The sequence below is a fragment of the Haloferax prahovense DSM 18310 genome, from assembly GCF_000336815.1.
Taxonomy (GTDB): domain Archaea; phylum Halobacteriota; class Halobacteria; order Halobacteriales; family Haloferacaceae; genus Haloferax; species Haloferax prahovense.
Map to the genome: position 1 here is coordinate 108,534 of NZ_AOLG01000054.1, position 26,532 is coordinate 135,065.

Annotated in this window: 24 protein-coding genes and 1 pseudogene; 17 read left to right on the forward strand and 8 right to left on the reverse strand. The window is 66.7% G+C overall.

From position 1 onward, the window contains the following. Positions 1-137: 137 nt before the first annotated feature. Positions 138-2,882 carry a DNA mismatch repair protein MutS gene (gene mutS, locus C457_RS16385; protein ID WP_008096425.1) on the forward strand — a complete coding sequence of 915 codons (2,745 nt, stop codon included), beginning with the start codon at positions 138-140 and terminating at the stop codon, positions 2,880-2,882. Beyond that, the gene (gene mutL, locus C457_RS16390) at positions 2,879-4,570 is read left to right on the forward strand and encodes a DNA mismatch repair endonuclease MutL (protein WP_008096427.1); all 1,692 of its coding nucleotides are present in this window, start codon (positions 2,879-2,881) and stop codon (positions 4,568-4,570) included. Before mutS ends, mutL begins: the two co-directional genes overlap by 4 nt. 111 nt (positions 4,571-4,681) lie before the next feature. Here the strand turns inward: mutL and C457_RS16395 are convergent, their stop codons facing one another. Next, positions 4,682-4,996, reverse strand: a complete 315-nt coding sequence (locus C457_RS16395; protein ID WP_008096429.1) for a DUF7573 domain-containing protein — start codon at positions 4,994-4,996, stop codon at positions 4,682-4,684. Positions 4,997-5,150: 154 nt separating this feature from the next. On the opposite strand from C457_RS16395, the gene C457_RS16400 reads away from it, so the two are divergent. Then, positions 5,151-5,387, forward strand: a complete 237-nt coding sequence (locus tag C457_RS16400; RefSeq protein ID WP_008096430.1) for a hypothetical protein — start codon at positions 5,151-5,153, stop codon at positions 5,385-5,387. On the opposite strand, the gene C457_RS16405 is transcribed toward C457_RS16400, so the two are convergent. The 3 genes from C457_RS16405 to C457_RS16415 all read right to left on the reverse strand — a co-directional run bounded on the left by C457_RS16405 (position 5,341) and on the right by C457_RS16415 (position 7,730). Further along, positions 5,341-6,327: a 5,10-methylenetetrahydromethanopterin reductase gene (locus C457_RS16405; RefSeq protein WP_008096432.1), complete on the reverse strand. Its 987-nt coding sequence runs from the start codon at positions 6,325-6,327 to the stop codon at positions 5,341-5,343. The two genes, C457_RS16400 and C457_RS16405, sit on opposite strands and share 47 nt — an antisense overlap. Positions 6,328-6,360: 33 nt before the next feature. Next, entirely contained in the window at positions 6,361-7,116 is a 756-nt protein-coding gene (locus tag C457_RS16410; RefSeq protein ID WP_008096434.1) for a coenzyme F420-0:L-glutamate ligase, read from the reverse strand. 119 nt (positions 7,117-7,235) lie between these two features. Next, a complete protein-coding gene (locus C457_RS16415) occupies positions 7,236-7,730 on the reverse strand; it encodes a metallophosphoesterase family protein (RefSeq protein WP_008096435.1) in 495 nt (164 codons plus the stop codon). A gap of 60 nt (positions 7,731-7,790) precedes the next feature. Between C457_RS16415 and C457_RS16420 the strand changes: the two genes are divergently transcribed. Further along, the gene (locus C457_RS16420; protein WP_008096436.1) at positions 7,791-9,023 is read left to right on the forward strand and encodes an NUDIX domain-containing protein; all 1,233 of its coding nucleotides are present in this window, start codon (positions 7,791-7,793) and stop codon (positions 9,021-9,023) included. A 534-nt stretch (positions 9,024-9,557) separates the two neighbouring features. Here C457_RS16420 and C457_RS16425 read toward each other — a convergent pair. Both C457_RS16425 and C457_RS16430 read right to left on the reverse strand, forming a co-directional pair. After that, a complete protein-coding gene (locus C457_RS16425) occupies positions 9,558-11,270 on the reverse strand; it encodes a glycoside hydrolase family 13 protein (protein ID WP_008096437.1) in 1,713 nt (570 codons plus the stop codon). Next, complete coding sequence (locus tag C457_RS16430; RefSeq protein WP_008096438.1) at positions 11,267-13,078, reverse strand: glycoside hydrolase family 13 protein; 1,812 nt, start codon at positions 13,076-13,078, stop codon at positions 11,267-11,269. Before C457_RS16430 ends, C457_RS16425 begins: the two co-directional genes overlap by 4 nt. A 264-nt stretch (positions 13,079-13,342) precedes the next feature. On the opposite strand from C457_RS16430, the gene C457_RS16435 reads away from it, so the two are divergent. The 11 genes and pseudogenes from C457_RS16435 (at position 13,343) to ddh (ending at position 23,429) form a co-directional block, all read left to right on the forward strand. Next, positions 13,343-15,220 carry an ABC transporter substrate-binding protein gene (locus C457_RS16435; RefSeq protein WP_049913670.1) on the forward strand — a complete coding sequence of 626 codons (1,878 nt, stop codon included), beginning with the start codon at positions 13,343-13,345 and terminating at the stop codon, positions 15,218-15,220. Positions 15,221-15,231: 11 nt separating this feature from the next. After that, positions 15,232-16,332, forward strand: coding sequence for an ABC transporter permease (locus tag C457_RS16440; protein WP_008096440.1), 1,101 nt, complete (start codon positions 15,232-15,234; stop codon positions 16,330-16,332). A 190-nt stretch (positions 16,333-16,522) separates the two neighbouring features. Beyond that, positions 16,523-17,482, forward strand: coding sequence for an ABC transporter permease (locus C457_RS16445; RefSeq protein ID WP_239640769.1), 960 nt, complete (start codon positions 16,523-16,525; stop codon positions 17,480-17,482). A 1-nt stretch (position 17,483) separates the two neighbouring features. After that, complete coding sequence (locus C457_RS16450) at positions 17,484-18,536, forward strand: ABC transporter ATP-binding protein (protein ID WP_049913672.1); 1,053 nt, start codon at positions 17,484-17,486, stop codon at positions 18,534-18,536. After that, positions 18,533-19,687 carry an ABC transporter ATP-binding protein gene (locus tag C457_RS16455; protein WP_008096443.1) on the forward strand — a complete coding sequence of 385 codons (1,155 nt, stop codon included), beginning with the start codon at positions 18,533-18,535 and terminating at the stop codon, positions 19,685-19,687. The genes C457_RS16450 and C457_RS16455 overlap by 4 nt, the downstream gene beginning before the upstream one ends. Positions 19,688-19,732: 45 nt before the next feature. After that, positions 19,733-19,939 carry a hypothetical protein gene (locus tag C457_RS16460; RefSeq protein ID WP_008096444.1) on the forward strand — a complete coding sequence of 69 codons (207 nt, stop codon included), beginning with the start codon at positions 19,733-19,735 and terminating at the stop codon, positions 19,937-19,939. A gap of 54 nt (positions 19,940-19,993) precedes the next feature. Next, on the forward strand, positions 19,994-20,449 hold the full coding sequence (locus C457_RS16465; protein WP_008096445.1) for a universal stress protein: 456 nt from the start codon (positions 19,994-19,996) through the stop codon (positions 20,447-20,449). 123 nt (positions 20,450-20,572) lie between these two features. Further along, positions 20,573-21,214, forward strand: a pseudogene (locus C457_RS21075) (TrmB family transcriptional regulator); the annotation flags it as partial. A gap of 76 nt (positions 21,215-21,290) precedes the next feature. Then, positions 21,291-21,635 (forward strand): TrmB family transcriptional regulator sugar-binding domain-containing protein, encoded by a 345-nt coding sequence (locus tag C457_RS21080; RefSeq protein WP_275039364.1) that lies wholly within the window; start codon positions 21,291-21,293, stop codon positions 21,633-21,635. A 118-nt stretch (positions 21,636-21,753) separates the two neighbouring features. Next, positions 21,754-22,386, forward strand: a complete 633-nt coding sequence (locus tag C457_RS16475) for a DUF3179 domain-containing (seleno)protein (protein ID WP_008096446.1) — start codon at positions 21,754-21,756, stop codon at positions 22,384-22,386. Between the two features lie 116 nt (positions 22,387-22,502). Beyond that, positions 22,503-23,429: a D-2-hydroxyacid dehydrogenase gene (ddh, locus tag C457_RS16480; protein ID WP_049913693.1), complete on the forward strand. Its 927-nt coding sequence runs from the start codon at positions 22,503-22,505 to the stop codon at positions 23,427-23,429. A 45-nt stretch (positions 23,430-23,474) separates the two neighbouring features. On the opposite strand, the gene engB is transcribed toward ddh, so the two are convergent. Both engB and C457_RS16490 read right to left on the reverse strand, forming a co-directional pair. Beyond that, a complete protein-coding gene (engB, locus tag C457_RS16485) occupies positions 23,475-24,092 on the reverse strand; it encodes a GTP-binding protein EngB (protein WP_004976333.1) in 618 nt (205 codons plus the stop codon). A gap of 139 nt (positions 24,093-24,231) precedes the next feature. Continuing rightward, positions 24,232-24,564 carry a DUF7344 domain-containing protein gene (locus C457_RS16490; RefSeq protein ID WP_008096448.1) on the reverse strand — a complete coding sequence of 111 codons (333 nt, stop codon included), beginning with the start codon at positions 24,562-24,564 and terminating at the stop codon, positions 24,232-24,234. 479 nt (positions 24,565-25,043) lie between these two features. Between C457_RS16490 and C457_RS16495 the strand changes: the two genes are divergently transcribed. Further along, positions 25,044-25,706 carry a helix-turn-helix domain-containing protein gene (locus tag C457_RS16495; protein ID WP_008096449.1) on the forward strand — a complete coding sequence of 221 codons (663 nt, stop codon included), beginning with the start codon at positions 25,044-25,046 and terminating at the stop codon, positions 25,704-25,706. A gap of 84 nt (positions 25,707-25,790) precedes the next feature. After that, positions 25,791-26,513: a 5-formyltetrahydrofolate cyclo-ligase gene (locus tag C457_RS16500; protein WP_008096451.1), complete on the forward strand. Its 723-nt coding sequence runs from the start codon at positions 25,791-25,793 to the stop codon at positions 26,511-26,513. The last annotated feature ends 19 nt before the right edge of the window (positions 26,514-26,532 follow it).

The following is a 26,532-nucleotide window of genomic DNA, read 5'->3' on the forward strand; positions in this document are numbered from 1 at the left end:
TGTGTGCTATTATTGCTTCAGTCTACCTAACCTTGCTGGGTGTGTGCACGACCCAGTCCGGGCGGTGGTTCGGGCAAACGGCCGCCGACCGCGTCGTTCCCGGCCGTTTTTATTGCTCGGCCGCCCGCCTTGTGAGTATGAACGCGGACGCCCAGCGGGGGGCGGTGTACGGCGCGCCGCCGGAGATGCTGGAAGTGCGGGACGACCTGACGCCGATGCTCTCGCAGTACGCCGACCTCTGCGAGGAACACGACGACGCGGTCGTGCTGTTTCAGGTCGGCGACTTCTACGAGGCGTTCTGCGGCGCGGCGGAGGCCGTCGCCCGCACCTGCGAGGTGACGCTGACCCAGCGCGAGGACTCCACCGGGACGTGGCCGATGGCGGGCATCCCCATCGACAACGCCGCGGGCTACCTCGAACGCCTGCTCGACGCCGGCTACCGGGTCGCGCTCGCGGAGCAGGTCGAGGACGCCGAGGAGGCGTCCGGCCTCGTGGACCGCGCGGTCACCCAACTCATCACGCCCGGCACCGTCGTCGACGAGGAACTGCTCGACGCCGGGCGGGCGACCTACCTCGGCGCGGTCGCTCGGGGCGGCGGCAACGCCGAGACCCGCGACGGCGACGCCGACGCCGACACCTACGGCCTCGCCGTCGTGGACGTCTCGACCGGCGAGTGTCTCGTCACCGGGGCGGACCGCGCGCTGGCGCTCGAAGAACTGGAGCGACTCGCGCCCGCCGAACTCGTCGTCGGCCCCGACTGCGACCTCCCGGACCTCTCGTTCGACCCGATGGAGACGCCGTTCGAACCGGGGGCGTTCGACGTCGACGCGGCCCGCGAAACGCTGTCGGCCTACGCGCCCCGGCCGGACGCCGTGGTCGAGTCGAACGCCGAACTCCGAGCGGTCGGCGCGGCGCTCGCCTACGCCGAGTACGCCCAGGGCGACTCGAAACTGGAGTACGTCACCCGCGTCACGCGGTTCGACCCTCGCGAGTTCCTCCAACTCGACGCGACGGCCATCCGGAGCCTCGAACTGTTCGAGTCGCGGAGCGCCCGCGCCGGAAGCACGCTGTTTTCGGTCCTCGACGAGACGGCCTGCGCGCTCGGCCGTCGCCGACTGGAGGCGTGGCTCCGCCGCCCGCTCGTCGACCGCGACGAAATCGAGGCCCGACTGGACGCCGTGGACGCCCTCTGCGACGACGCGCTCGCCCGCACCGACCTGCGAGAACATCTCTCGTCGGTGTACGACCTCGAACGACTGGTCGCCCGCGTCTCCCGCGAGCGCGCCGACGCCCGCGACCTGCGCTCCCTGAAGACGACGCTCGACCGGGTTCCGGAGGTCCGCGAGGCGCTCGCCGGAACCGATTCCGACCTCCTCGCGGACCTCCGCGACTCGCTGGACGAACTCGAAGACGTGCGCGACCTCGTCGGCGACGCGGTCGTCTCCGACCCGCCGCAGGAGATTACGGAAGGCGGCGTCATCGCGGACGGCTTCGACGCCGAGTTGGACGACATCCGCGGCACCGCCGAGGCGGGCCGCGAGTGGGTGTCGAACCTCGAAGCCCGCGAGCAGGAGCGCACCGGCATCGACTCGCTCGAAGTCGGCTACAATCAGGTCCACGGCTACTACATCGAGGTGACGAACCCGAACCTCGACCGCGTCCCCGACGACTACCGGCGCCGCCAGACGCTGAAGAACTCGGAACGGTTCTACACGCCCGAACTGAAGGAGCGCGAAGACGAGATTCTCCGCGCCTCGGACCGCGCCGACGCCCTCGAATACGACCTGTTCTGCGAGGTTCGCGCCGACGTGGCGACCGAATCCGCCCGGATTCAGGCCGTCGCGGACGCCCTCGCCGACCTCGACGTGCTCCGAACCCTCGCGGACGTGGCGGTCGCGAACGACTACGCCCGCCCCGAGTTCCGCGCGGGCGGCGTCGGCGATGGTGGCATCCACATCGACGCCGGCAGACATCCCGTCGTCGAGCGCGCACAGGACGAGTTCGTCCCGAACCCCGCCGACCTCCCGCGGGGGAGCGTCGCACTCGTCACCGGCCCCAACATGTCCGGGAAATCCACGTACATGCGGCAGGTCGCGCTCGTCTGCGTCCTCGCGCAGGTCGGGAGCTTCGTCCCCGCAGAGTCGGCCCGACTGCCGGTCCTCGACCGCGTGTTCACCCGCATCGGCGCGTCCGACGACATCGCAGGCGGGCAGTCCACGTTCATGCGCGAGATGAGCGAACTGACCGAAATCCTCCACAACGCCACCGGCGACTCGCTGGTCCTCCTCGACGAGGTCGGCCGCGGCACCTCCACCGCCGACGGCCTCGCCATCGCCCGCGCGGCCACCGAGTTCCTGCACGACGAGGTCGGCGCGACGACGCTCTTTGCGACCCACTACCACGACCTCACCGACGCGGCTGACGACCGCGAGGGCGTGTTCAACCACCATTTCACCGCCGCGCGGCGCGACGGCGAGGTCACGTTCCTCCACAGCGTCGCCGACGGTCCCTCCTCGTCGTCCTACGGGGTCGAAGTGGCGCAGTTGGCCGGCGTGCCGGCGAGCGTGGTCGAGCGGGCGCGAGACCTCGTTGACGAAACCGAGACCGACGCCGAGAGCACAGCGGTAGACGGCGTCGCCGCCGCGAACGGCGAGTCCGAGGCGGCGGCCGAAGACGGCACGCTCGCGGCCTACGTCGATGGGTTGGAGAACGGCCACCGAGAGACCGAGAATCCGAACCGAGCAACTGCGACGACCGCGACGGCCGAGCCGACCCCCGAACTCGAAGCCGTCGCCGAGGCGCTCCGCGAGGCCGACCTCGCGGACACCACGCCGCTGGCGGCGCTGAACCTCCTCTCCGACCTCAAAGGGAAGCTCGAATGATTCGCCGACTCGACCCGGGGACGCGCTCGAAAATCGCCGCCGGCGAGGTCGTCGCCCGCCCCGCGAGCGTCGCGGTCGAACTGGTGGAAAACGCCCTCGACGCCGGCGCGGAGACCGTCGAAATCGAGGTCGACGGCGACGGGACCGACCGAATCCGCGTCGCCGACGACGGCCGCGGAATGGCCGAGTCCGACGCCGCGCTCGCGGTCGAACGACACACGACGAGCAAACTCTCGGCGGCCGGCGACCTCGAAACCGTCGAGACGCTCGGCTTCCGGGGCGAGGCGCTCCCGAGCATCGCCGCGGCCGCCGCCCGCCTCGAACTGACGACGAACGACGGCGGTCCGCGCGGGACGCGAGTCGTCGTCGACGGTGCCGAGAACGCGACCGACGGCGAACACGGCAAGACCGTCTCACCCGCAGGTCGGGCGCGCGGGACGACCGTCGAAGTGACCGGCCTCTTTTCTGACCGGCCGGCGCGGAAGAAGTCGCTCGCGTCGCCGAAATCCGAGTTCGCCCGCGTCTCGGCGGTCGTCACGCGCTACGCGCTCACGCGGCCGAACGTGCGGTTCGGCCTGCGGCACGACGGCCGCGAGACGCTCGCGACGCCCGGCACCGACCGCTTCGCCGACGCGCTCTTGGCGGTGTACGGCCGCGACGCCGCGGGCCACGCCTCGACGTTCGAGTCGTCGCGGGAGGTCTCGGCGGCCGGCGAGACGACCACGGTCGAAGTCGACGGCGCGCTCTGTCACCCGGAGGTGACGCGCTCCCGACGCGACCACGTCCACGTCTCGGTCAACGGCCGCGCCCTCGCCGAACCGCGACTCCGCCGGGCGGTCGCCGACGGCTACGGGACGCTCCTGCCCGACGGGCGCGAACCGGTCGGCGTCGTCAGACTCCGTCTACCGCCCGGATGGGTCGACCACAACGTCCACCCCGCGAAGGACGAGGTGGGGTTCAGAGACGCCGACGCGGTCGCCGAGGCGGTCGAAGCGAGCGTCCGCGACGCGCTCTCGACGGCCGACCTCCGGCGGAGCGGCGAGGTGGCGATGGACCTCGATAGCTCGCTCGCGCCCGTCGAGGCCGCGTCGGTGTTCGACGACCGCCGCGTCATCGGGCGCTTCCGCGGCCTGTACCTGCTCTGTGAGGCCGGCGACGAACTCCTCGTCGTCGACCAGCACGCGGCCCACGAGCGCATCAACTACGAGCGACTCCGCGAGGCGGTCGAGTCGGCGGGTATCGACGCCGTCCCCGTCGACCCGCCGGCGACTGTCTCGCTGTCGCCGACCGACGCGGCGCTCCTCGACGCGAACCGCGACCTCGTGGAGAAACTGGGCTTCCGCGTCGCCGAGTTCGGCGGTGGGAGCGGGAGCGGCACCTACCGCGTCGAGGCCGTGCCCGCGCCGCTCGGCCGGCCGTTCGCACCCGACGCGCTCGCGGACGTGGTCGCCGACATTGCCACCGGCGACGACGCCGACCCGCGGGACGAACTCCTCAAAGACCTCGCGTGCCATCCGTCGATAAAAGCTGGCGACGACCTCACAGACGACGAGGCCGCGCGACTGGTCGAGCGACTCGGGTCGTGCGAGACGCCCTACACCTGTCCGCACGGCCGACCCACGGTGCTCGCCATCGACGAGGAGACGTTCGTCCGCGGGTTCGGCCGGCGAAGCGGTCGGCTCGGATAGCGCTCGGCGGGCACAACGTTGCCGAGCCACCCGGACGCTGTCGTGCGAAGTGGCGCAGTAGCCGGTGCAGAGAAGGTTACGACATAGTTACCGGCTCGTTGCGCCCGGCCGCTACCAGTCCTTGCAGTCCAGACAGACGTACTCGTCGCCGTCGAGCCACCGCTTTCGCACCGACTCGCCGCACTGCGGGCACGCCGTGGCTTCGGGCGTCCACCGGTAGGTGGCGAGGGTGCTCACGTCGCGGCCGTCGGCGTCGTCCGAATCGGAGGAGCCATCAACATCGTCGGCGGTAGCCGGTTCGTCGGCCGAAGTCGCGGCGTCGGTCGGTTCGGGGTCGGCGGCCGACGCGACGGTATCGACCGAATCGGAGTCGTCGGCCGCTTCGTCGTCGCCGCCGGCGAAGTCGTCGAGCGAGCGGTTCGGCATGCGTCAGCGTCCGTGGGCGCGGTCCTTATCGGTGCCGACCGAGCCACGCCGCAGACGGCCGCCACGAACCGCGGGGTGGCGAGAGGCTCGCCGGACCGAGCGAGCGCCGTGCGAAACCCACACAATCAATACCCCCGAATCCCGAGAGTCGCGCATGGCAACACTCACGGACTTCGTCATCGCGCTCCTCACGAGCGTCCTCGAACTGGTGGTGACCTTCGCCGACGTGGCGCTGAGCGACCCGCTTTCGACGGTGAGTTTCCTCTTCGGCAACGTCTTCATCCTCTTCGCTGTCGGCATGTTCGCCTACCTCGCCCTCGGCGCAATCGGCGCGGAACTCGGCATTATCGGCGTCGGCTCGTCGACCGGTAGGCCGCCGCAGCGAGAGTAATCGCTTCTTCGAGGTCGGGGCCGACCGGCGACCCGACCACGACGCCCTCGGCGTGTTCGAGCACCGCGTCCATCCGGTCGGCCACGTCGTCCGGCGTGCCGGCCATCGAGAAGGCGTCTATCATCGCCGGCGTGACGAGGCCGAACGCCTCGGAGAACGCGCCGGCGGAAATCTTTTCGCCGATGTCACCCGCGAGGTCGGCGTCGATGCCGTGTCTGTCGAGGACCGGCGGGGCCGCCCCCGCAGTGATAAAGGCGACCGGCGGGCGCGCGGCCTCGCGGGCCGCCGCCTCGTCCTCCGAGACGGAGACGCTGGCGTAGGCGGCGAGGGAGAACTCGCCGCGCGAGTCGGGGCGGTCCTCGACGCCGATATCGACCTGTTCTCTGGCCCACGCGAGGTCGTCGGGGTGCGAGCCGTTGAACAGCAGGCCGTCGGCGTGCTTGCCGGCCATGCGACACATGTGCGGGCCCTCGCCGCCGACGTACACCGGCACCTCGCCGGGCACCTCGAAGTTGAGGCCGGCGTCGGTCGCCTCGAACGTGCCGTCGTGGGTGACGCGCTCGCCGTCCCAGAGCCGCTGTGCGACCTTGAACGCCTCCAGCACGGAGCGGAGGCCGCGCTCGTCTTCGAGGCCGAGGTTGCGGAGCGTCGAGGGGTCGCCGGGGCCGATGCCGAGGAGGCCGCGGCCGCCGGATGCCTCGGCGACGGTCGCCACCTTGCCGGCGAGCGTTACGGGGTGTAGCTCGTAGGGGTTGGCGACGCCGGGGCCGAGGCGGATGTCGTCGGTCTCGGCCGCGAGCCGCGCGAGGACCGCGAAGGGGTCGCGGTTGTTGTAGTGACACGAGACGAACAGGGAGTCGTAGCCCTCGCGTTCCGCCTGCGTGCCCAGTTCGACGAGGTCGTCGACGGGATGTTCCGGGGTGAGTTCGAGTCCGAGCATGGTGTGAGCGTGAGATGTTAGGGGGTCGAGTCGTCAGGGGTCGTAGCGCCACTCGCGGAGCGCCTGTCGCACGAAGTCGCCGTCGATGTCGCGGAAGTGGGCGTCGCTCTCGCCGTGGTCGCCCCACTCGAAGCCGCGGACGACGACGACGGGCGTGCCGCCGTCGCCCTCGCCCTGCACGAGGTTCGCGGCCGCGGCGAGTTCGTCCACGACGCTCTCGACGGTAACGCCGAGTTCGCGGCCGTCGCGGTCGGTCTCGCCGCGCCAGTCGCGCGAGGCGCTCAGCCCCGCCCAGCCGATGGCGACGCCGCGCTGACCGTGTCGGAACGGCCGGCCGCAGGTGTCCGTGACGATTACCCGATCGGCGTCGACGCCGGCGCGGATGCGCTCGGCCGACTCGGTCGGTCGCTTCGGGAGCAACAGCAGGTCGTGGTCGGGGACGTTCGAGCGGTCGATACCGGCGTTGACGCCGACGTGGCCGAACCGCGTCTCGGTCAGGAGAAACGGCTCCGACATGACGAGGTCGACGCTCTCTTCGAGGACCGCCTGCGCGAACCGCGGGTCCTTCTCGTCGCCGGTCAGTTCGGCGAGGCGGGCGGCGAGTTCTCTCGCCCGCGGGCCGGCCGGGAAGTCGTCGAGGTCGGCGAACCGCCCTTCGGCCTTCGAGACGACCGTGGAGGCGACACAGACCACGTCGTCGGGCCGGAGGTCGACGCGCTCCGAGACGAGGGCGGCGAGGTCGTCGCCCTCGCGGACCTCGGGCACGTCGGGGACGGGAAACAGCTCCATACCGAGTCGGAAGGCGAGGGCGGTGAAAAACGACGGGATGCTGGCGAACCGGGCCGGTATCGCAGGCGGTCGACCGGAAAGCGGTTCGGGGACGCGACGACACGCCGACTGCGCCGGGTTCAGTCGTCGCGGACGACCTCGACCGACAGCGAGCCGTCGACGACCGAGCCGACCATCATCGTGGCGTCGTCGCCGGGGTTGGCCGCCGTGGCCGTGCCGGGGTTGAGGACGCGGATGCCGTCGACCACTTCGTCGACTACCTCGTGGATGTGGCCCGCGACGCCGACCGCGCCGTCGCCCGCGGCGTCCCTGACCACGTCGGCGACGCGGGACTCGTAGCCCGTTCTCGTGCCCGTGCCGTGGGTGACGACAAACGTGAGTCCGTCGACCTCCGCGACCTCGACGAACGGGAGGTCGATGGCCGGCGGGTCGATGTTCCCGCGGACGCCGACGAACCGCGCCGAGAGGTCGCGGAGGCGGTCGAGCGTGTCCGGCGAGTCGAAGTCGCCCGCGTGAATCACGAGGTCGGCCGTGCGGACCCGGTCTTCGACCCAGCCCGGAAGTCCGTCGGCTCGCCCCGGAACGTGCGTGTCGCTCAGGATAGCGAGTCGCATACCGACACCACGCGACCTGCCAGAATAGTCGTTTTGTCAGTCGCGGACGTAAGTCTGGATATGCCACACGTCGTCACCGTCTTCCTCCGAAACGGCGGCCGCGTCCTCCTCGCCCGCCGGAGCGAGGCGGTCGGAACGTACCAGGGCCGCTGGGCCGGCGTCTCGGGCTACGTCGAGGGTGACCCCGACGACGCCGAGCGCGACGCCCGACGCGAACTCGACGAGGAACTCGGCGTCCGCGAGGCCGACGCCGACCTCGTCCGCGCGGGAGCGCCCGTCTCCGTCGCCGACGAGGGCCGCGAGTGGACCGTCCACCCGTTCCTGTTCGACGCGCGGAGCCGCGACGCCGACCCGAGCGAGGAACTCGCCGCGGTCGAGTGGGTCCACCCGACCGCGATTCGGGACCGCGAGACGGTCCCCGGACTGTGGACGGCCTACCGCCGGGTCGCACCCGCGGTCGAGACTGTCGCCGACGACGAGACCCACGGGTCGGCGTGGATTTCGCTCCGGGCGCTCGAAGTCCTGCGCGACGCCGCCGCCGAGGCTGACTCGCGGGACGCGGTCGCGTCGGTCGCCCGGCGACTTCGCGACGCCCGCCCGAGCATGGCCGCCGTCGAGAACCGCGTCAACCGCGTCATGGCCGACTCGGAGACTGACCCCGAATCGGTTCGCCGACGGGCCGAGGGGGCCATCGACACCGCGGCAAAGGCGGACGACTCGGCGGCCGCCCGCGCCGCCGAACTCGTCCGAGAGCGCGGGTTCGACCGAATCGCCACGCTCTCGCGGTCGGGGACGGTCCTCGCGGCGCTCGAAGCCGCCGAGGCGAGTGCCCTCGTCTCCGAGTCCCGACCGGGCGGCGAGGGCGTCGGCGTCGCGGAGCGACTCGCCCGTCGCGGGGTCAGCGTGACGCTGACGACCGACGCGGCGCTCCCCGGACTCGTCGCGGGCGGGGGAGCAGACGCCGTCCTCCTCGGGGCCGACTCGGTGCTCGCGTCCGGCGACGTCGTCAACAAGGCCGGAAGCCTCCCCGTGGCGCTCGCGGCCGCCCGCGCCGACGTCCCCGTCTTGGCCGTCTGCGCCCGCGACAAGGTTCGCGGCGACGACCGCTTCGTCGGCGAGAGCGCGGGCGCGCTGTACGACGGAAAGGCCGCGATAGGAACCGAGAATCCGCTTTTCGAGGTCGTCCCCGCGGACCTGGTCTCGGGCGTCGTCACCGAATCCGGCGTGCTGGACGCGGACGGAATCGGTGCGGTGGCGGCCGAACACGCCGCGCTGGCGGCGTGGGACGACTGAGGTGGAGGCGCTAACCCATCTGGAGACCACCGGCACCGTTGTCACCGTCCCATCGCCACCCAGTGGGCCGAAAAGGGTGGATTCTTGACCGTCCGCCCCGGACTCCGACTCGGTGGCGATGACGAAGGTTACCCCCACTCAGCCCCTTGTGATGATAGATTTCATCCGAGCCACCAACTACTGACACACCGAGTCGATATCATACAGCCCGTTCGCAGAGCGAACGAGGGCAGAGGGACGTCACCATCGAATTTGACAGATAATCAAGCGCATTCTCCCGACATCAGGCAGAGGTCAAGCGACTACAGAGCGACGTGGTCCACGTCTCCGCGGATAGGAGAAAGTCGCTCACGTCGGGGCCTCATGCTAGACACCGGGTGCGAGGGGTTCCGCGTTGACGAGAGGCGTTGCGTCTCGCCCGAATCTCGCAAGACCACAGGGCTGCGGACGCGTCTGAGTCCGACGGATTCCGAGACATCAGAACGCAAAGCGTTCTGGGGACGCCGTTAGGCGCGCGGAGAGAGTCAATTCCTCTCAGGCGGAATCGATTCGGTAGACCGTCGCTTCGTAGGGTTCGAGCGACCCGGCAGACGGGTCGTCAGAAACGCCGTCGTAGTTGCTGAGCACCACCTCCGCGTGGTTCGTGTCCACCACAGGGCTGTCGACGGTCGCGGTGTCGTCGGACCAGTTGAGAACGACCAGCATCCGCTCGTCGCCGAGCGTCCGCGTGTACGCGTATAGCTGCTCGTCGTCCGGAAGCAGGTCCTCGTACTCACCGTAGACTAACGCGTCTTCGTCGTGACGGAGGTCGATAAGCCGCCGGTAGTGGTTCCAGACGGAGTCCGGGTCGGTGAGCGACGATTCGACGTTGATGTCGGTGTAGTTCTCGTTGATGGCGAACCACGGATTACCGTCGGTGAACCCCGCGTTCGGTTCGTCCGACCAGTGCATCGGCGTCCGCGCGTGGTCCCGACTTCGGCGGTTAACGAGATCCGCGGCGTCGTCGTAGGAGTCGATAGCTCCCGCTTCGAGGAGTTCCTCGACGATACCGACAGTCATCGGGTCGTCGAGCTCGTCGAGACTCGAAAACTCGTCGTTCGTCATTCCGATCTCCTCGCCCTGATAGATGTACGGCGTTCCGCGAAGTGTCAAGAGGAACGTCGCGACGAGTTTCGCGCTCTCTTCGCGGTGAGCCTCGTCGTCGCCGAAGTGGGAAACGAGTCGGGGCTGGTCGTGGTTCCCGAAGAAGAGCGCGGGCCAGTCGATTTCGTCCTGCTGCCGATCGATGATCTCCTTGAGGTCAGTGAGCGCCCACTCGCCGGCCTGTTCCGGGTCCCACGGGCCGTCCGGCCCGGCGGTGACCCCCATGTGCTCGAACTGGAAGACCGTGTTGAGCCCCTCTGCATCGGTGTAATCGTCCACTTGCTCGATGTCTGCGCCCCCCATCTCACCGACGGTCATCGTGTCGTATCCCTCGAACGCCGTCGCGAGTTCGTCGAGATACTCGCGAAGGCGAGGGCCGTGGCTGAAGTGGTCCAGACCGGTAATCGGTTCGTCGGGGTCTCCGTCGGGGAACCCGTCGGCCTTCGAGAGGTGGTCGATGGCATCGAGGCGAAAGCCGTCGATACCCTTCTCGAGCCACCACGTGACCACGTCCGCGACAGCGTCTCGGACGGCGGGGTTGCGCCAGTTCAGGTCCGGTTGTTCGGGGTCGAAGAGGTGGAGATACCACTGACCACGTTCCTCGTCGTAGGACCAGGCGGGACCGCCGAAAATCGACTGCCAGTTGTTCGGCGGTTCGTCGGGGTCGCCGTCCTGCCAGTGGTAGTAGTCTTCGTATCCGTCCTCGCGACGTCGAGACCGCTGAAACCACTCGTGTTGCTTCGAGGTGTGGTTGACCACGAGGTCCATGATGAGGCGGATGTCTCGTTCGTGGAGGGCGTCACGGAGCGCTTCCCAGTCCGCCATGGTCCCGAACTCGCCCATTATCGAGCGGTAGTCGCGGATGTCGTAGCCGTTGTCGGCGTTCGGCGAGCCGTACACCGGACAGAGCCAGACGACGTCGACGCCTAACTCGTCGAGGTACCCCGCTTTTTCGGTGATACCAGAGATGTCGCCGACACCAGTCCCGTCGCTGTCGTTGAAGCTTCGCGGGTAGATCTGGTAGACGACCGACTCCTTCCACCACGCTCGATCGATATTCGCCTCGCGGTTCAGTCGGGTCGCGTGTGAGTCGTGTCTCGTCATCGTGCCGGAGTGTGCTGTGTCGGCGTGAGGTAGACCCGTGCTTCGTACGGACCGAGTTCGAACGAATCGCTCGGCACGGTCGGTGCGTCGGCGTTCGCGATGGCGAGTTCGAGCCCGTCAAGGGCGACACCCGCTGGCACCACGAACTCGACTGGTTTCGATTCGAAATTGAGGACCACCAGACCGCGTTCATCGCCAAGCGTTCGCGTGTACGCGAAGACGGCGGGGNCTGGCACCACGAACTCGACTGGTTTCGATTCGAAATTGAGGACCACCAGACCGCGTTCATCGCCAAGCGTTCGCGTGTACGCGAAGACGGCGGGGTGGTCGGGGAGAAGGAGTTCGAACTCGCCGTGCACCAAGACGTCGCGCTCGTCACGCAGTTCGATGAGGTCGCGGTAGTAGTGTAAGACCGAGTCCTCGTCCGCGCGGGCCCGCTCCACGTTGACCGTCTCGTAGTTCGTGTTGCACGGTATCCACGGCTCGCCCTCAGTGAATCCGGCATTCGGAGCGTTCGACCACTGCATCGGCGTGCGGGCGTTGTCCCGTCCGACGTACTCGATGGCGTCCCGAACGTCCTCGTAGGATTCGACGTCACTTCGTTCGAGGGATTCCTCGATGAAGTTCAGCGACTCGACGTCTCGGAGGTCGTCCGGAGACGCGAACGAGGCGTTCGTCATCCCGATCTCCTCGCCCTGATAGATGAAGGGCGTCCCCTGGAGTGTGTGGGTGAGCGTTCCGAGGAGTTTCGCCGACTCGCGGCGGTAGTCGCCGTCGTTACCGAATCGGGAGACCAGCCGCGGTTGGTCGTGGTTGTTCAGATAGACGCTGTTCCATCCGTCGGCTTCGAGGCCGGTCTGCCACTTCGAGAGAATCTCTTTGAACTCGACGAGCGACCAGTCACCGGCGTCCCACTTGTGCTCGTCGTGGTCGAACGTGACGTGTTCGAACTGGAACACCATCGAGAGGCCGTCGCCGTCCGAGCCGACGTACTCTTTGGCGTCCTCGACGGTGACGCCAGGCGTCTCTCCAATCGTCAAGAAGGATTCGTCCGAGCAGACCTCGTCGTGCATCTCTCGGATGTAGTCGTGGACGTTCGGCCCGTTGAAGAAGTGCTCCGTGCCGGTTTGTCCCGCTCCCGCGTCGCCGTCGGGAAGGCTTTCGGTCTTCGAGATGAGGTTGATAACGTCCATGCGGAAGCCGTCGATTCCCCGCGACACCCACCAGTTCATCATCTCGTAGACGGACTCGCGGACGTCGGGGTTGCGCCAGTTCAGGTCCGGCTGTCGCTCGTCGAACAGGTGAAGGTACCACTGCTCGCGTTCGTCGTCGTAGGTCCACGCGGGACCGCCGAAGCACGATTCCCAGTTGTTCGGGGGTTCGTCCGGACTCCCGTCGCGCCAGATGTAGTAGTCCTCGTACTCCCCATCTCGCTGCCGAGAGCGCCGGAACCACTCGTGTTCGTCGGACGTGTGGTTGACGACGAGGTCCATGACGAGACGGATGTCTCGCTCGTGGAGCGCGTCGAGGAGTCGGTTCCAGTCGTCGAGGTCCCCGTAAGCCTCGTGTATCGAGCGGTAGTCGCTGATGTCGTAGCCGTTGTCCGCCTGCGGCGACTCGTAGACGGGACAGAGCCAGACGGCGTCGACCCCGAGTTCATCGAGGTATTCGACTCGACGCTCGATACCCCGAAGGTCGCCGATACCGTCATCGTCGGCGTCGTCGAAGCTCTTGGGATATATTTGGTAGACGACCGCCTCCTTCCACCACTGACGTTCTGGTACCGCTTTCGCCTCGATGGAACTCATCGCTCCTCACCGCTGTCGTTCGGGTCATCCCGCGAACTGCGCGTGTCCCGCGTCGCCTTCGTGAACGTTCGGTGCGCGAGTTCGTTCGCCGCTGCGTAGGGGCCGTAGCGTGGTTCTATTGCGTTCATTGTTCGTGTCTGCGGGATGCTCTCCCGTCGCTACCTCAGACGGTAGCCGAGCACACACTTAAAGGAGAGTAAAATCGCGAAGAACGGATTCTACCCGAAATTATTTACTCTAGTGTGTAACAATCGTAGATGAACCATGACCAATGATGACATGGGAAGCACGGAGCGTTCGCCGGTTTCGCGGCGTCGATTCGTGCAGGCACTCGGCGCAGCAGGGGTAACTGCGGGGCTCGCGGGCTGTGGTGGACAGCAAGCGACTCAAAGGACGACTGAAAGCGAGGACGGGGGCGGTGGAGCGGACGCCGCGACCGAAACGGCGACGCCAATCGAAGTCGACAGCGAGTCGCTCGCGCTCATCCAAGAGTTGGCGTACGTCACCAATCAGACGCTTCCCGTGCTCCCGCTGCAGGAGAAACTGGCACAGTCGTTCCAGACGACCGACGATTGGAACGTTCCGTCGAAAGACAGCGAGAAGATACAGACGTACTGGCCGACCGACTGGCTTCCACGGTACGGTGAGTGGACGGCCACGGACGCGAGTCCGGACGAGCGGATGACGCTGGCGCAGTGGGCCGTCCCGAAGGACTCGCAGTACAACACGTGGAACGCCAAGAACTTCGCCGAGCCGCGTCGGACGCTGTTCGACCGGTTCATGAACTACAACCTCGAATCGCAGGAGTACTCCGGCTACCTCGTCTCCGAATGGGAGCTCGACGGGGAAACGTTGACGCTGACCGTGCGCGAGGGGCAGACCTGGCACGACGGGACGCCGGTCACCGCGACGGACGTGGTGAATCAGATCAAACTCGACATCTACAACGGCGGCAGTCTCCGTCGGTTCGTCGCGCCGGACGACGAGGGCAACGTCGCCGGCCGGGTGACCGCGCCCGACGAGTCGACGGCCGAGATATCGTTGGCGACCACGGTCAACGAGGACATCCTGCTGGCGTATCTCCAGCCGAAGTACCTCGTCGCACACGAGGAGACGTACGGCGAGTTCGTGACGCGACTCGACGAGGCCGATTCGTCGGACGAGCGGTCGACGATACTCGGCGAACTCACGAGCAAAGTCGTCTCCGAACCGGTCGGTTCGGGGCCGTTCAAATTCGAGGACGCCGATACCCAGCGGACGTTGCTGTCGAAGTACGAAGACCACCCAGACGCGGGGAACGTCAACTTCGACGAAATCGAGTACCTCTACAAGCCGTCGAACCAGAGTCGGTGGAACTCCCTCATCAACGGGGAGACCGACGGGTCGGCGACACTGTTCATGCCTAAAAACAAGCTGAACCAGCTTCCCGACTCTGTCCAGACGTCGCTTATCCCGCGGCACTGGGGGCTTGGCCTGCTGTTCAACCACGAGCGAGAGCCGGTGTCCGACCCGCGCGTTCGCAAGGCGATCGCCCACGCCATCGACCGGGAGGCCGTCGCGATGAACTCCGGCGCGGGGACCAACTCGAAGATCGCAGTCACGTATCCGAGCGGTCTGACGAGCGAACTGAGCGGACAGGTCGAGGGTACTTGGCTCGACGGCGTCGTCGACCAGTTCGAGACGTACGGTCGCGGGGAATCCCAGACCGACAAAGCCGCCGCACTCCTCGAAGAGGCGGGCTACGAGAAACAGAACGAGACGTGGCGGAAGGACGGTGAACCGCTCCGTATTCCCATCAAGGGACCGGCGGGGTTCTCTGACTGGGTCGCCGGTGCGCAGACCGCCGTCTCCCAACTCAACCAGTTCGGTATCAAATCGGAGTCCGTGATGAAGGATAACTCCGCCTACTGGGGACAGGACTACGTGAACGGTGACTTCGTGGTCGCCCTCCAAGGGTGGGCGTCGTACGACAACTCGCACCCGTACTTCCACTTCAAATTCCTGTACGACAGCTCCGACGCGGCCGACTACTGGAACATGCCCGAACAGATCGACTCGCCGGTTCTCCACGACCAACTTCGGGACGGCGAGGCGGTCACGCCCGCCGAGCTCGTGACGGAACTATCCACGGCTGGTGAGTGAGGGACGAACCGATGAGCTACGTACTCAAGCGACTCGGGCGCTCGTTTCTCACCATTTTCGTGGTGATATCGGCGAGCTTCGGCCTCATCAGGCTCCTCCCTGGCGGACCGCTGGACTACCTCCGGGCGCAGATGATTCAACAGGGCGGAAGCGACCTGTCGACGGCGGAGATCAACCGACGAATCGCGGCCCAGACCAACATCGCGGTCGACGAACCGGTGTACGTTCAGTACATCGACTACATGACCGCTATCTTCCGGGGAGACTTCGGTCAGTCGATCTGGTACGACCAATCGGTCGCAAGCGTGATCGGGCCGGCCATCCCATGGACCGTCTTCTTGACGGCGACCGCGCTCTTCCTCGCGTTCACTGTCGGGGTGTCGCTGGGCGCGTTCATGGCCTACAAGGAGGGTTCGACGTTCGACATCGGCAGCACGGGCGTCGGGCTCGTGCTCAACTCGACGCCGGGTTACGTCGTCGCCTTGCTGTTCATCGCCTTCCTCGGCTACCGTCTTCAGTTGTTCCCGACGGGCGGGCGGTACGCCTCGGAGCTGACGCCCGGACTCAACGTCCCCTTCCTCGCGAGCGTGCTGTATCACGGCGTGCTCCCGATTCTGTCGATGGCGATTGTGGCGTTCGGTGGGTGGGCGCTGAGCATGCGCGGAAACAGCATCCGCGTCCTCGGCGAGGACTACCTCAGAGTCGCCAGACTCCGTGGGCTTCCCNTCGGTGGGTGGGCGCTGAGCATGCGCGGAAACAGCATCCGCGTCCTCGGCGAGGACTACCTCAGAGTCGCCAGACTCCGTGGGCTTCCCACCCGTCGCATCGCACTCCGGTACGTCGCTCGGAACGCGATTCTGCCGATGTACACCGGGCTGATGATCGCCATCGGGACGGTCTTCGGCGGCGCGGTCATCATCGAGAACATCTTCGCGTACCCCGGTATCGGCTTCTACCTCATCCAGGCCATCAACGCGCGGGACTCGCCGCTGATGATGGGCGCGTTCATCCTCATCACCGTCGCGATGGTCATCGGCATCACCGTCGCCGACCTGACGTACGGATGGCTCGATCCCCGCGCGAAAGGAGGTGCTTCGCGTGAGTCCTACTGAGCCGACAGACGGTGTGTCCGACGGTTCGTTGGGCGACGAGACTGCGGACCCGCTCGTCGAGGCACTCGGTTGTGACTCCGACACAAGTTCCGCTTCGCGTGAGAGGGACCGGCGAGCTGCCGTCACCGGACACGACGGAGCGGGACGAACAGTCGCGGACGGCGGAAAGACCGTCTCCGAGTTCGAGCGGATGGCGGACGTCTCGATGACCGACCGCGAGCGTCGCCGCCAGTGGCTCGACGAAGCGGTGCTCGCGCCCGCGCGAATCGTGTGGGAGGACTGGCGCGCCAGAGCAGGGCTGCTCGTCGTCGTCACCTACCTGCTGCTGGGAACGGTCGGGCCGCTGCTCGTCAGCGAGCCGCGACCGAACCAGGGGCCGCTTCTCGTCGGCGCATTTCGGACGCTCGACTACCCGCTGGGAACGACCGCGTCGGGAACAAGTATCCTCTCGCAGCTGGTCCACGCCACGCCGTCGATGCTCGTCATGATCACCGCGGGTGCGGTGTTCACAGTCGTCCTCGGCACGGCCATCGGCACGCTTGCCGGCTACAAAGGCGGCCAGATCGACAGCGCCCTGATGACGGTCACGGACATCATGATGACGGTTCCGGGGCTCCCACTGACCATCGTCCTCGCGACGGCGCTGCAGATCAAAGGGAACCCGGCCGTCATCGGCGTCCTCATTACAATAAACGCCTGGGCCGGGTTAGCCCGCGCGATTCGCTCGCAGGTGCTCACCATCAGAGACGACGAGTACGTCGAGGCCTCGCGCATCATGGGGATGAGCACGCCGACCATCGTCGCCGGCGACATCATCCCGAATCTGATGCCGTACATCACGATGAACTTCGTCCAGCAGGCCCGCGCGGTCATCTTCGGTTCCGTGGGGCTGTACTTCCTCGGCGTGCTCCCGTACAACAACGTCAACTGGGGCGTCATGATGAACGCGGCGGTCAACCGCGCCGGGGCGACCTCCTCGCCGTCGGCCTTCCACTGGCTGCTGATGCCGATGCTGACTATCATCGTCCTCGCACTCGGCCTGACCCTCCTCGCACAGGGAGCGGACCGCATCTTCAACCCGCGGGTCCGTGCCCGACACGCGAAATCCGTCGCCAGCGACGGCGACGCCGCGAACTCGGGAGAGATCTAACATGCCACGAGACAGAACTACAGCGGGACGCGGCGCGCGCGATCCTATCATAGAGGTCCGCAACGCGAGCGTCACCTACGACTTAGAACACAGAGACGCAATGGTACTCGACGACGTGAGTATCGACCTCAGACGCGGGGAGATACTCGGCGTCGTCGGCGAATCTGGGTCGGGCAAGTCGATGCTCGCCAACGCGATGATGGACGCGGTCGAAGAACCCGGGGTCACCACCGGCGAGATTCGGTACTACCCCGAGCGCGGAAGCGAGCCCGTGAACATCCTCGACCTGTCGGACGAGGAACTGCGGTCACTCCGTTGGGAAGAGATATCGATGGTGTTCCAGGGAGCACTCTCCTCGTTCAACCCCACGATGACTATCCGCGGGCATTTCGAGGAGACCCTCGACGCCCATGACTACGACGTCGAGGAGGGAATGGATCGAGCGCGGGAACTCCTCGCAGACCTGTATCTGGACCCCGACCGGGTGCTGGACTCGTATTCACACGAACTCTCCGGCGGAATGAGCCAGCGAGCGCTCATCGCGCTCTCGCTCGTCTTGGAGCCGCAGGTCCTCCTGATGGACGAGCCGACGGCGGCCCTGGACCTGCTGATGCAGCGGTCCATCCTGAGCCTGCTCGACGACATCAAGGAGAAGTACGACCTGTCGATCCTCTTTATCACGCACGACCTCCCGCTCGTGTCCGGACTGGCCGACCGTCTCGCCATCCTGTACGCGTTCGAACTGGCCGAGGTCGGACCGAGCGAACAGGTCGTTCGAAACTCTCAACACCCGTACACGCGAGCGCTCCTGAGAGCGGTCCCGAGTCTCGATGCCCCGTTGGAGACGATGCGACCGATACCGGGAAGCGCGCCGAACCCGGCGAATACGCCGGACGGCTGTCACTACGCGCCGCGGTGTCCCCTCGCGACCGACGAGTGCTACGAGGAGGCCCCGCCGTGGTTCGACACCGCGGACGACCAGCGGACGGCGTGTTTCAACCACGACGACGCCGGCGATGCGGTTCCGCTGGAACTGGAGGTGGTCGAGTCATGAGCGACCAACGCAACTCGACGGAGAGTCAAACGGCCGACCGAGACAACGAGACCGTCGTCTCGCTCGAAGACGTCTCCGTGAACTTCGAGAAAGAACAGGGGTTCGTCGACTCGCTTTTCAACGACGCGCAGCGAGTAAGGGCGGTCGACGGCGTCTCAATCGACATTCCCGAGAACGAAGTCCTCGCGCTCGTCGGAGAGTCCGGGTGCGGAAAGACGACCCTCGGGAAGACGATAATCGGCGTTCAGCGCCCCACGAGCGGGACGGTGACCTACCGCGGCCAGGACGTGTGGAACGCCAAAGACGGAAACGGAGACGTACGCATCCCGTACGGTGACATCCGCAAGGCGCTCCAGATAATCCATCAGGACCCCGGCGCGGCGCTCAATCCAAATCGGAAGGTGCTGACCTCGCTCGAAGCGCCGCTCAAGCGGTGGAACTCCGAGATGTCTCCCGAGGACCGGCGCGCGCGAATCTTCGCGCTTCTGGACCGAGTCGGGATGCAGCCACCCCAGGAATACGCACACAGGTACCCACACCAACTGAGCGGCGGAGAGCAACAGCGCGTCGCACTCGTGCGTGCGCTGCTGATGAATCCGGACGTCATCCTCGCCGACGAGGCCGTCAGCGCGCTCGACGTCTCGCTCCGCGTCGAGACGATGGACCTGCTGCTCGAACTCCAAGCGCAGTTCAACACGTCGTTCGTTTTCATCTCGCACACGCTGTCGAACGCCCGGTACCTCACCGAGAAGGCCGGCGGCCGCGTCGCCATTATGTACCTCGGGGAAATCGTCGAAATCGGCCCCCCGAAGAAGGTACTTCGCGACCCGAAGCACCCCTACTCGAAGGTGCTCCGGTGGGCGACGGCTGACCTCGATCCGAGCCATCAGGAACTGACCGATCCGCCGGTCCGGTCTATCGACATCCCCGACCCGGTGAATCCGCCGTCAGGGTGCCACTTTCACACTCGCTGCCCCGAGGCGCGCGAGGCGTGTACGACCGAAGCGCCCGAACTTGGCGACGAGGCGGGTCAGCCGGGAACTCACTGCGCCGGGTGTCACCGGACGGACCCGGACCACGAGTACTGGGACAGCGACCCGCTCGATGGCGTCGAAGCCGAATTCGCGCCGCGGGGAGAGAGCGATGACTGAGGCCGTAGAGACGACCGAGGCCGCAGTGTCCGCGGGGTACCACGGATGACCGCCGTCTGGCGCGTGTTCTTCGTTTCGAGCGTCGTCCTGCTCGCCTTCCTCGCGCTCTCGTTCCCGTACGTCGAACCGGGGACAGCGACGTTCGTCGTCACCCTCTTGAGTCTCGGGATGCTCGGCGTGACGGTCGTCGGTTCGTCCGCGCTCATATACTTCGACTGGGACCCCTTCGAAGAAATCGAGCTAAGCCGGTGAGACACGAGCCACCAACCCACACCACAGCACGCGAGCCACCAACCATACACAACAATGCCACGCGCACTTGTCGCAATTGACCAGATCGACCGTGACCGAGACATCCTGGAACGCGCCCGGACGTTCGCCATCGGCGCTGGGACGCCCCTCGTCGTCGTCGCACTCGCGACGCCGGACGAGTACGAGGAGGTCGAACGGACGCTTGATGCCATCGGCCAGGTAGAGCACACGAACTACGACGAAGACGCTGTCCTCGAAGGCGTGTCCGGCGAGGTCGAAGACGCTGCGAACCAGGTTCTCGGGTCGGCCGTCGACCACGAGCTCAGAACCGTCGTCGCGGAGGCGGGCGAACAGGCCGCCGCAATCGTCGATATCGCGAACCAGACCGGCTGTGACCACGTCTTCCTTTCGGGACCCCGTCGATCACCGACGAAGAAGGCGCTCTTCGGGGACCGCACCCAGCGGGTCATCCTCGACTTCGAGGGCTACGTAACCGTTGCAATGAGCTGAAAAACAGTACGGGGTCGTTTCGCTTCCGATACCGTAGCGGTCGATATCGCTCGTCGGGTTCGGGAACACCGCACCACGGCAGAAGGTATCTATATGGACGAACAGTTATCTCACACGAACAAAATGACTCGGTCCAGTGGACTGAACGATTCGGCGCTCAGGGAGGAACTGAGCGTCTTCGGCCTGTCCGATACGGAGATCGACACGTATCTCGCACTCCTCTCGCTGGGAGAGGCGACGACCCGTGCCATCGCGGAAGCCGCAGACGTCAGCCAGCGGGGCGTATACGGCATCGCCGAACGACTCGAGCGACGGGGACTCGTCCGGGTGAAGAAACACGCGTCGCCGACGACGATCAGCGCCTTGCCGCCCGAGGAGGCGATGCGGAACCTCTCTACCCGCATCGAATCGATAACGCCGTCGCTCAAGGAGCGTTTCGACGATAGTACGGAGCAGGCACCCGAGATACGGATCATAAAGTCCCGCGAGACTGCGCTCAAACGGATGCGGACCGCCCTCTCGGAGGCGGAGGTCGAGGCGTTAGTCGCCGTGCCAGAACACATCTATCCCGAAATAGAAGCGGAACTCAAGGACGCGGCCGCCAGAGGCGTGTTCGTCTTCCTCCTGCTCGGCGAGATGGACGAGGTGGACGACGACACCTACGAATTCGCCGATGTCGCCGACGCCGTCCGCTACTGGGACGCGAGCCTCCCGTTCCTCTACACCGTCGACGACAAATCCGCGATGATCGGTGACCCCCACGTCCTCGAACTGCCACACAACGACAAGGACGCGGTCACCGTCACACAGAACCATCTATCTCGCGGGGTCCGTTCTCGGAATGTATCTCAGCGCCTACTGGCCCGCCTCGAAGCCCCAGTACGTGACAGACCCCGACCCGCTTCCGGCGTCGTACGATTGGTTCCGCGAGGCGGTCTTCCACGCGTTTCTCCATCGGCAAGCGGGGACCGACCTCTGGGCAGACGTCGTGACGGAGAGCGGTGAGGAGTTCTTCGGAAAGATAATCGACATCAGACAGGCGTTCGTCGAACCGGCGTCGAACGACTACACGTTAGAGACGAGCCTCGTTCTCGAGACGCTCGATGGCGAGGTGAGCTTCGGTGGGCCGGGCGCGTTCATGGAGGACCACCGGGCTGAGAGCGTCACGCTCCGGGCTAACCCGTGAGCGCCGTTCCCTCACCCCGCGAAAACTGACGAATCGAGACGCATCGTTCTCCGTCGTCCCGTGCGACACTGACACACAACCCCCGCGATGTTTCGGTTCCTCCGGCCCGAGGTATCGCATGGACCGACGGGCATTTCTCGGCGTCTGTACCGCCGGACTCGCGGGCTGTACCGTCGGGAGCGTCCGTCCACCAGTCGCCGGCTTTCCCACACCAGAGAATCCCGACCCGGTCGTCCAACACGGCTTTCCCGGCACCGTCTGCGGCGACCCGCCGAAACCGTTCGTGGGAATCGAGGCGATTCTCGAACCTGCGGTCGGTCCGAGTTGGGAGGGACGAAACGTCTCCGAGAGATACCACTTCGGTTACGAGATCGGGTCGGGGCTCTCCGACGACGCCTTCGTCATCGGCGTCGAGCGCGGCGGCGCGGCCCGGCGCGTCTCCGGGACCGACGCGGTCTTCCGCGTCACGGGGCATCTCTGGCAACCACCCGCAGTCCACGGGTTCGCCAGCGTGCAGGCGGGTCGGTCGTTCGGCGCGTCCGCCTCGTCGGGCGATGCCGAGGTCCGAAACTCCGGAAATCTCGTGCTCTACGACGAGGCGAACGGGAGCTACTGGAGCCAACTGCTGGCGAAGGCGATCTGCGGCCCGCGGGCTGGTGAGCGGCTGGCGTTCCTTCCGTCGTCGGTGACGACGTGGGCCGAGTGGCGCGCCGCGCATCCCGACAGCGACGTGCTCCTCCCGCCGTCGTGATCGAAGACGACGTGAGTCGGGTGACGGAAGTCGGGACACCGAAAGCAGGACACCGGAAACCGGAGACCGACGCCGAAGGCGCAACTTCCTTCGTGGGCCGCGGTGACCCCTCAGTCATGCACATCGAACGCATCGCGGTCGACGAGTCGGTCGGTCGCGTGATGCCGCCGGGCCTGTTCGTGGAGGCGCTTTCGAACTCCGACGCTCCGGTCGAACTCGTCGACGAGGGCGAGGCGTTCGGCCCGGGCGACGCGGTCGTCTCGTTCGGCCACAGAGACGCGTTCGTCGAGGCCGACTGGGTCCACTGCGTCCGCGCCGGCTACGACGAGTTCCCCGTGGACGCCTACGAGGCGGCCGGGACGGCGCTCACGAACAGCACCGGCGTCCACGGGACGACGGTCGGCGAGACGGTCGTCGCCTACATGCTGACGCTCGCCCGCCGCCTCCACGCCTACCGCGACGCCCAGCGCGACCGCGAATGGGACCTGCCCCGCTACAAAGAGCCGTTCACCCTCGACGGCGAGCGCGTCTGCGTCGTCGGTCTGGGAACTCTCGGGCGCGGCGTCGCCGACCGCGCGGCCGTCCTCGGCATGGAGGTCGTCGGCGTCCGGCGCTCCGGCGACCCGGTCGAGAACGTCTCGACCGTGTTCACGCCCGACCGATTCCACGAGGCTATCGCCGACGCGCGGTTCGTGGTGCTGGCGATGCCGTTGACGGAGGAGACAGCAGGCATGGTCGACGCGCCGGCGTTCGAGGCGATGCGCGAGGACGCCTACCTCGTGAACGTCGCGCGCGGGCCCGTCGTCGACGAGGACGACCTCGTGGCGGCGCTCGACGCCGGCGACGTCGCGGGTGCGGCGCTCGACGTGTTCGCCGAGGAGCCGCTGCCCGCGGAGTCGCCGCTGTGGAACTTCGACGAGGTGCTCGTCACGCCGCACGTGAGCGCCGCGACGGGGAAGTACCACGAGGACATCGCGGCGCTCGTGCGGGAGAACGTCGAGAAGATGGCCGCCGGTGACCCGCTCACGAACCGCGTGGTGTGAGTTCGCCGGGGTCGAGCCGAGGGGTTCGAAGCGAGGGCGAGCCGCTCAGAGGAACTTGAACAGGTCGTCGCGGCCCTGCTCGTGGAGGTGCGACCGCAGGGCGTCTTCGAGGTGCGAGATGTCGCCGCGCTTGGCCGTGATGGGCGCGATGACGTTCCGCCACTGCTTCCACGGCGGGAAGAGGCCGAGGCGGTCGCAGAGGTCGTTCAGGCGCTCGTCGCGGTCGTCGACCTTGTCCATCTTGTTGACCGCGACCACGGTCGGGATGTCGAGTTCGTCGAGGAAGAAGAACATCTCCACGTCGTGCGGGATGGAGTCTTCGGTGGTGTGGCGGTCGATGATGTCGATGACGCTCTTCCCGTCGACGACGAGGACCGCCGCGAGGATGTCGTCGGCGTTCTCCTCGATGTACTGGACGACGTCGGTCTTGATTGCCTCGCGGGTGTCGCGGTCGACGCCGGACATGAAGCCGAACCCGGGGAGGTCGGTGAACATGAATTTCTCCGCGTTCCAGTCGAAGTGGTTGGGTTTGCGGGTGACGCCGGGCTTCTTACCCGTCGTGAACTTGCTGTGACCCGTCAGCTCTCGCATCAGGGTCGACTTCCCCACGTTCGACCGCCCGACGAGGACGATTTCGTCGCGGTTCGGTCGGTCTTCGAACATACCGGCGGTTCGCCGCCGCGACGGATAAGGAGGACGGTACGGACGCCGCGCTCCGGGGCGTCGACGCCGAAAAAATCACGTCTCCGGGCGAGTCGCCCCCACGACGACTCGCCGACGACGCGTGAATGAGGCGGCCGCGTCAGTCACAACCGCCCGCCGATAACTCGCCCGCGTTCTCGTCGAGAAATCGCAACAGCGGCTCGATTTCGTCGAATCGAGGGCCGCGCGCGACGGAACCGAGATGACGGTTCCACTCGACGAAGCCGGCGTCGGCGAGTTTCGGGAGATGAACGTGGAACAGCTCCACCTCCAGTCGGTCGCGGTTGCGGCCGCCACCAACGGCCGCGTCCCGCGTTGCCGCTTCGAGGCGCGCGTGCCGCCGTCGGCGAAGACCCATCAGCAACCGTCGCCGATGGACGTTTCCGAGGGCGTCGAACGCCTCGTCGAGGCGGGGGGACGCCGCGGCTACCATCGGCACAACCCCCGTTGGATCCGAACAGGCGTCGCGCGACGGGCGCGAGACGCCGAGGCAAAGCGTCTCCCGCGAGTCGCCGGAAGACCCCGCTCCGGGCACTCGGTGGACACCACCCGATACCGGTACCGTCGAGAGCGTGACCCGTCAATCACACGTCCGTACGCCTCTGCGCCACCACGGCGCGGTTTGACGGCGTACGGTTGTCGATGTCTGTGTGCGTTCACAACTACGTCCCCGAGAGAGCATAGCTAGCAAGTCAGCATTCTCTTTCTGCTTTCACAGTCCGGTCATTGAAGTAGCCACTCGGGAAACCTCCGGTACATGTTATGAACCGAATCTGGTCACGAATGGGGTATTTCGCCCGGAGTACGAGCTGAATAGCGCAAATACCGGCTCCCTGAACAACCCAGCACCCGATTTCTGACAGTATTTCGACAAGAGAGTTCAATACGGCGGCGGCGAAATGACAGCCAGTAATGGCCGTAATCGTCGAGTTGACGATCGATTCGGAGAGCTTCGACCTCGGGAGGGTCACCGCCGTGTCGAACGGTGTCCACATCGAGCTAGAGCGCGTCGTCCCGACCGGCGGTGAGGTCATGCCGTTCTTCTGGGCGCGCGGCACCGACTTCGAGGCGTTCGAACGCGCCGTCCGAAACAACAGTATCGTCGACGAGCTGACCGCGGTCGCCCGTGTCGAAAACCGCGTGTTGTACAGAGTCAGCTGGGGTGGGACCACGTCGAGTCTGACCCGGATTCTCACCGACAGCGAGGCGACGATTCTCGAAGCCCACGGCAACGACCCGTGGATGTTCCGCCTCCGGTTCAACGACCACACCGGGCTGACCGAGTTTCACAACCGCTGTCAGGAGGAGAACCTCGAATTCCACGTCGAGCGCATCTACACCCTCGCGGAGGGCGAACCGGGCGTCTACAACTTCGATATCACCAACGAACAACAGGAGGCGCTCGTCACCGCTGTCTCGGAGGGCTACTTCGAGGTCCCCCGTCAGACCACGCTCAGCGAGGTCGCCGAGCGACTCGGAATCAGCCCGCAGGCCGCCTCCGAGCGCGTCCGCCGCGGGGCCGACACCGTCCTGCGGAAGGTGCTGTTGTCGCAGTCGGCGGCGGACCTCTCGTAGGCGACTGCTCGCGCCGAGACGCCGTTCGCCCGCGACACGAACGGGGGAGCTATTGGTCCGCCGCGAGTACGCCACGGCGACGCGATGGACAAAGCGACGCTCCGAACGACGGTGTGGGACGACCTCGAATCGTCGGGCGCGGCCCGGTTTCCCTTCCCGCCGCACGGCCGCATCCCGAACTTCGCCGACGCGAGCGCGGCCGCCGAGCGACTCGCGGCGACGCCCGAGTGGGCCGACGCCGACGCCGTGAAGGCCAACCCGGACGCCCCGCAACTCCCCGTCAGGCGACGGGCGCTCCGCGAGGGCAAGACCGTCTACATGGCCGTCCCGCGACTCCGCGACGAGGAGTGCTTCTACGAACTCGACCCCGCGCGCATCGACGACGAACACCTCGACAGCGCGCCGACCGTCTCCCACGTCGAGACCTACGCCGACACGGTCGGCCCCGACGCCCTGCCGCCCGTCGACCTCGTCGTCTCGGGGTCGGTCGCCGTCTCCGAGGCGGGCGCTCGCATCGGGAAGGGCGAGGGGTTCAGCGACCTCGAATACGCGGTGTTGCGGGGTCTCGGGGCCGTCACCGACGAGACGACCGTGGCGACGACGGTCCACGAGCGACAGGTCCGCGACGACCTGCCGGAGCCGGACGCCCACGACGTGCCCATGGACCTCGTCGTCACTCCCGAACGGTTGGTCCGAACCGAGACCTCGCATCCGAGGCCCACGGGCATCGACTGGGACGCGCTCCCCGACGAGCGCCTCGACGAGATGCCCGTCCTCCGGCGGTTGCGCGACGAATCAGCCGAGTAACCGAGCCCCTGCTTATTTC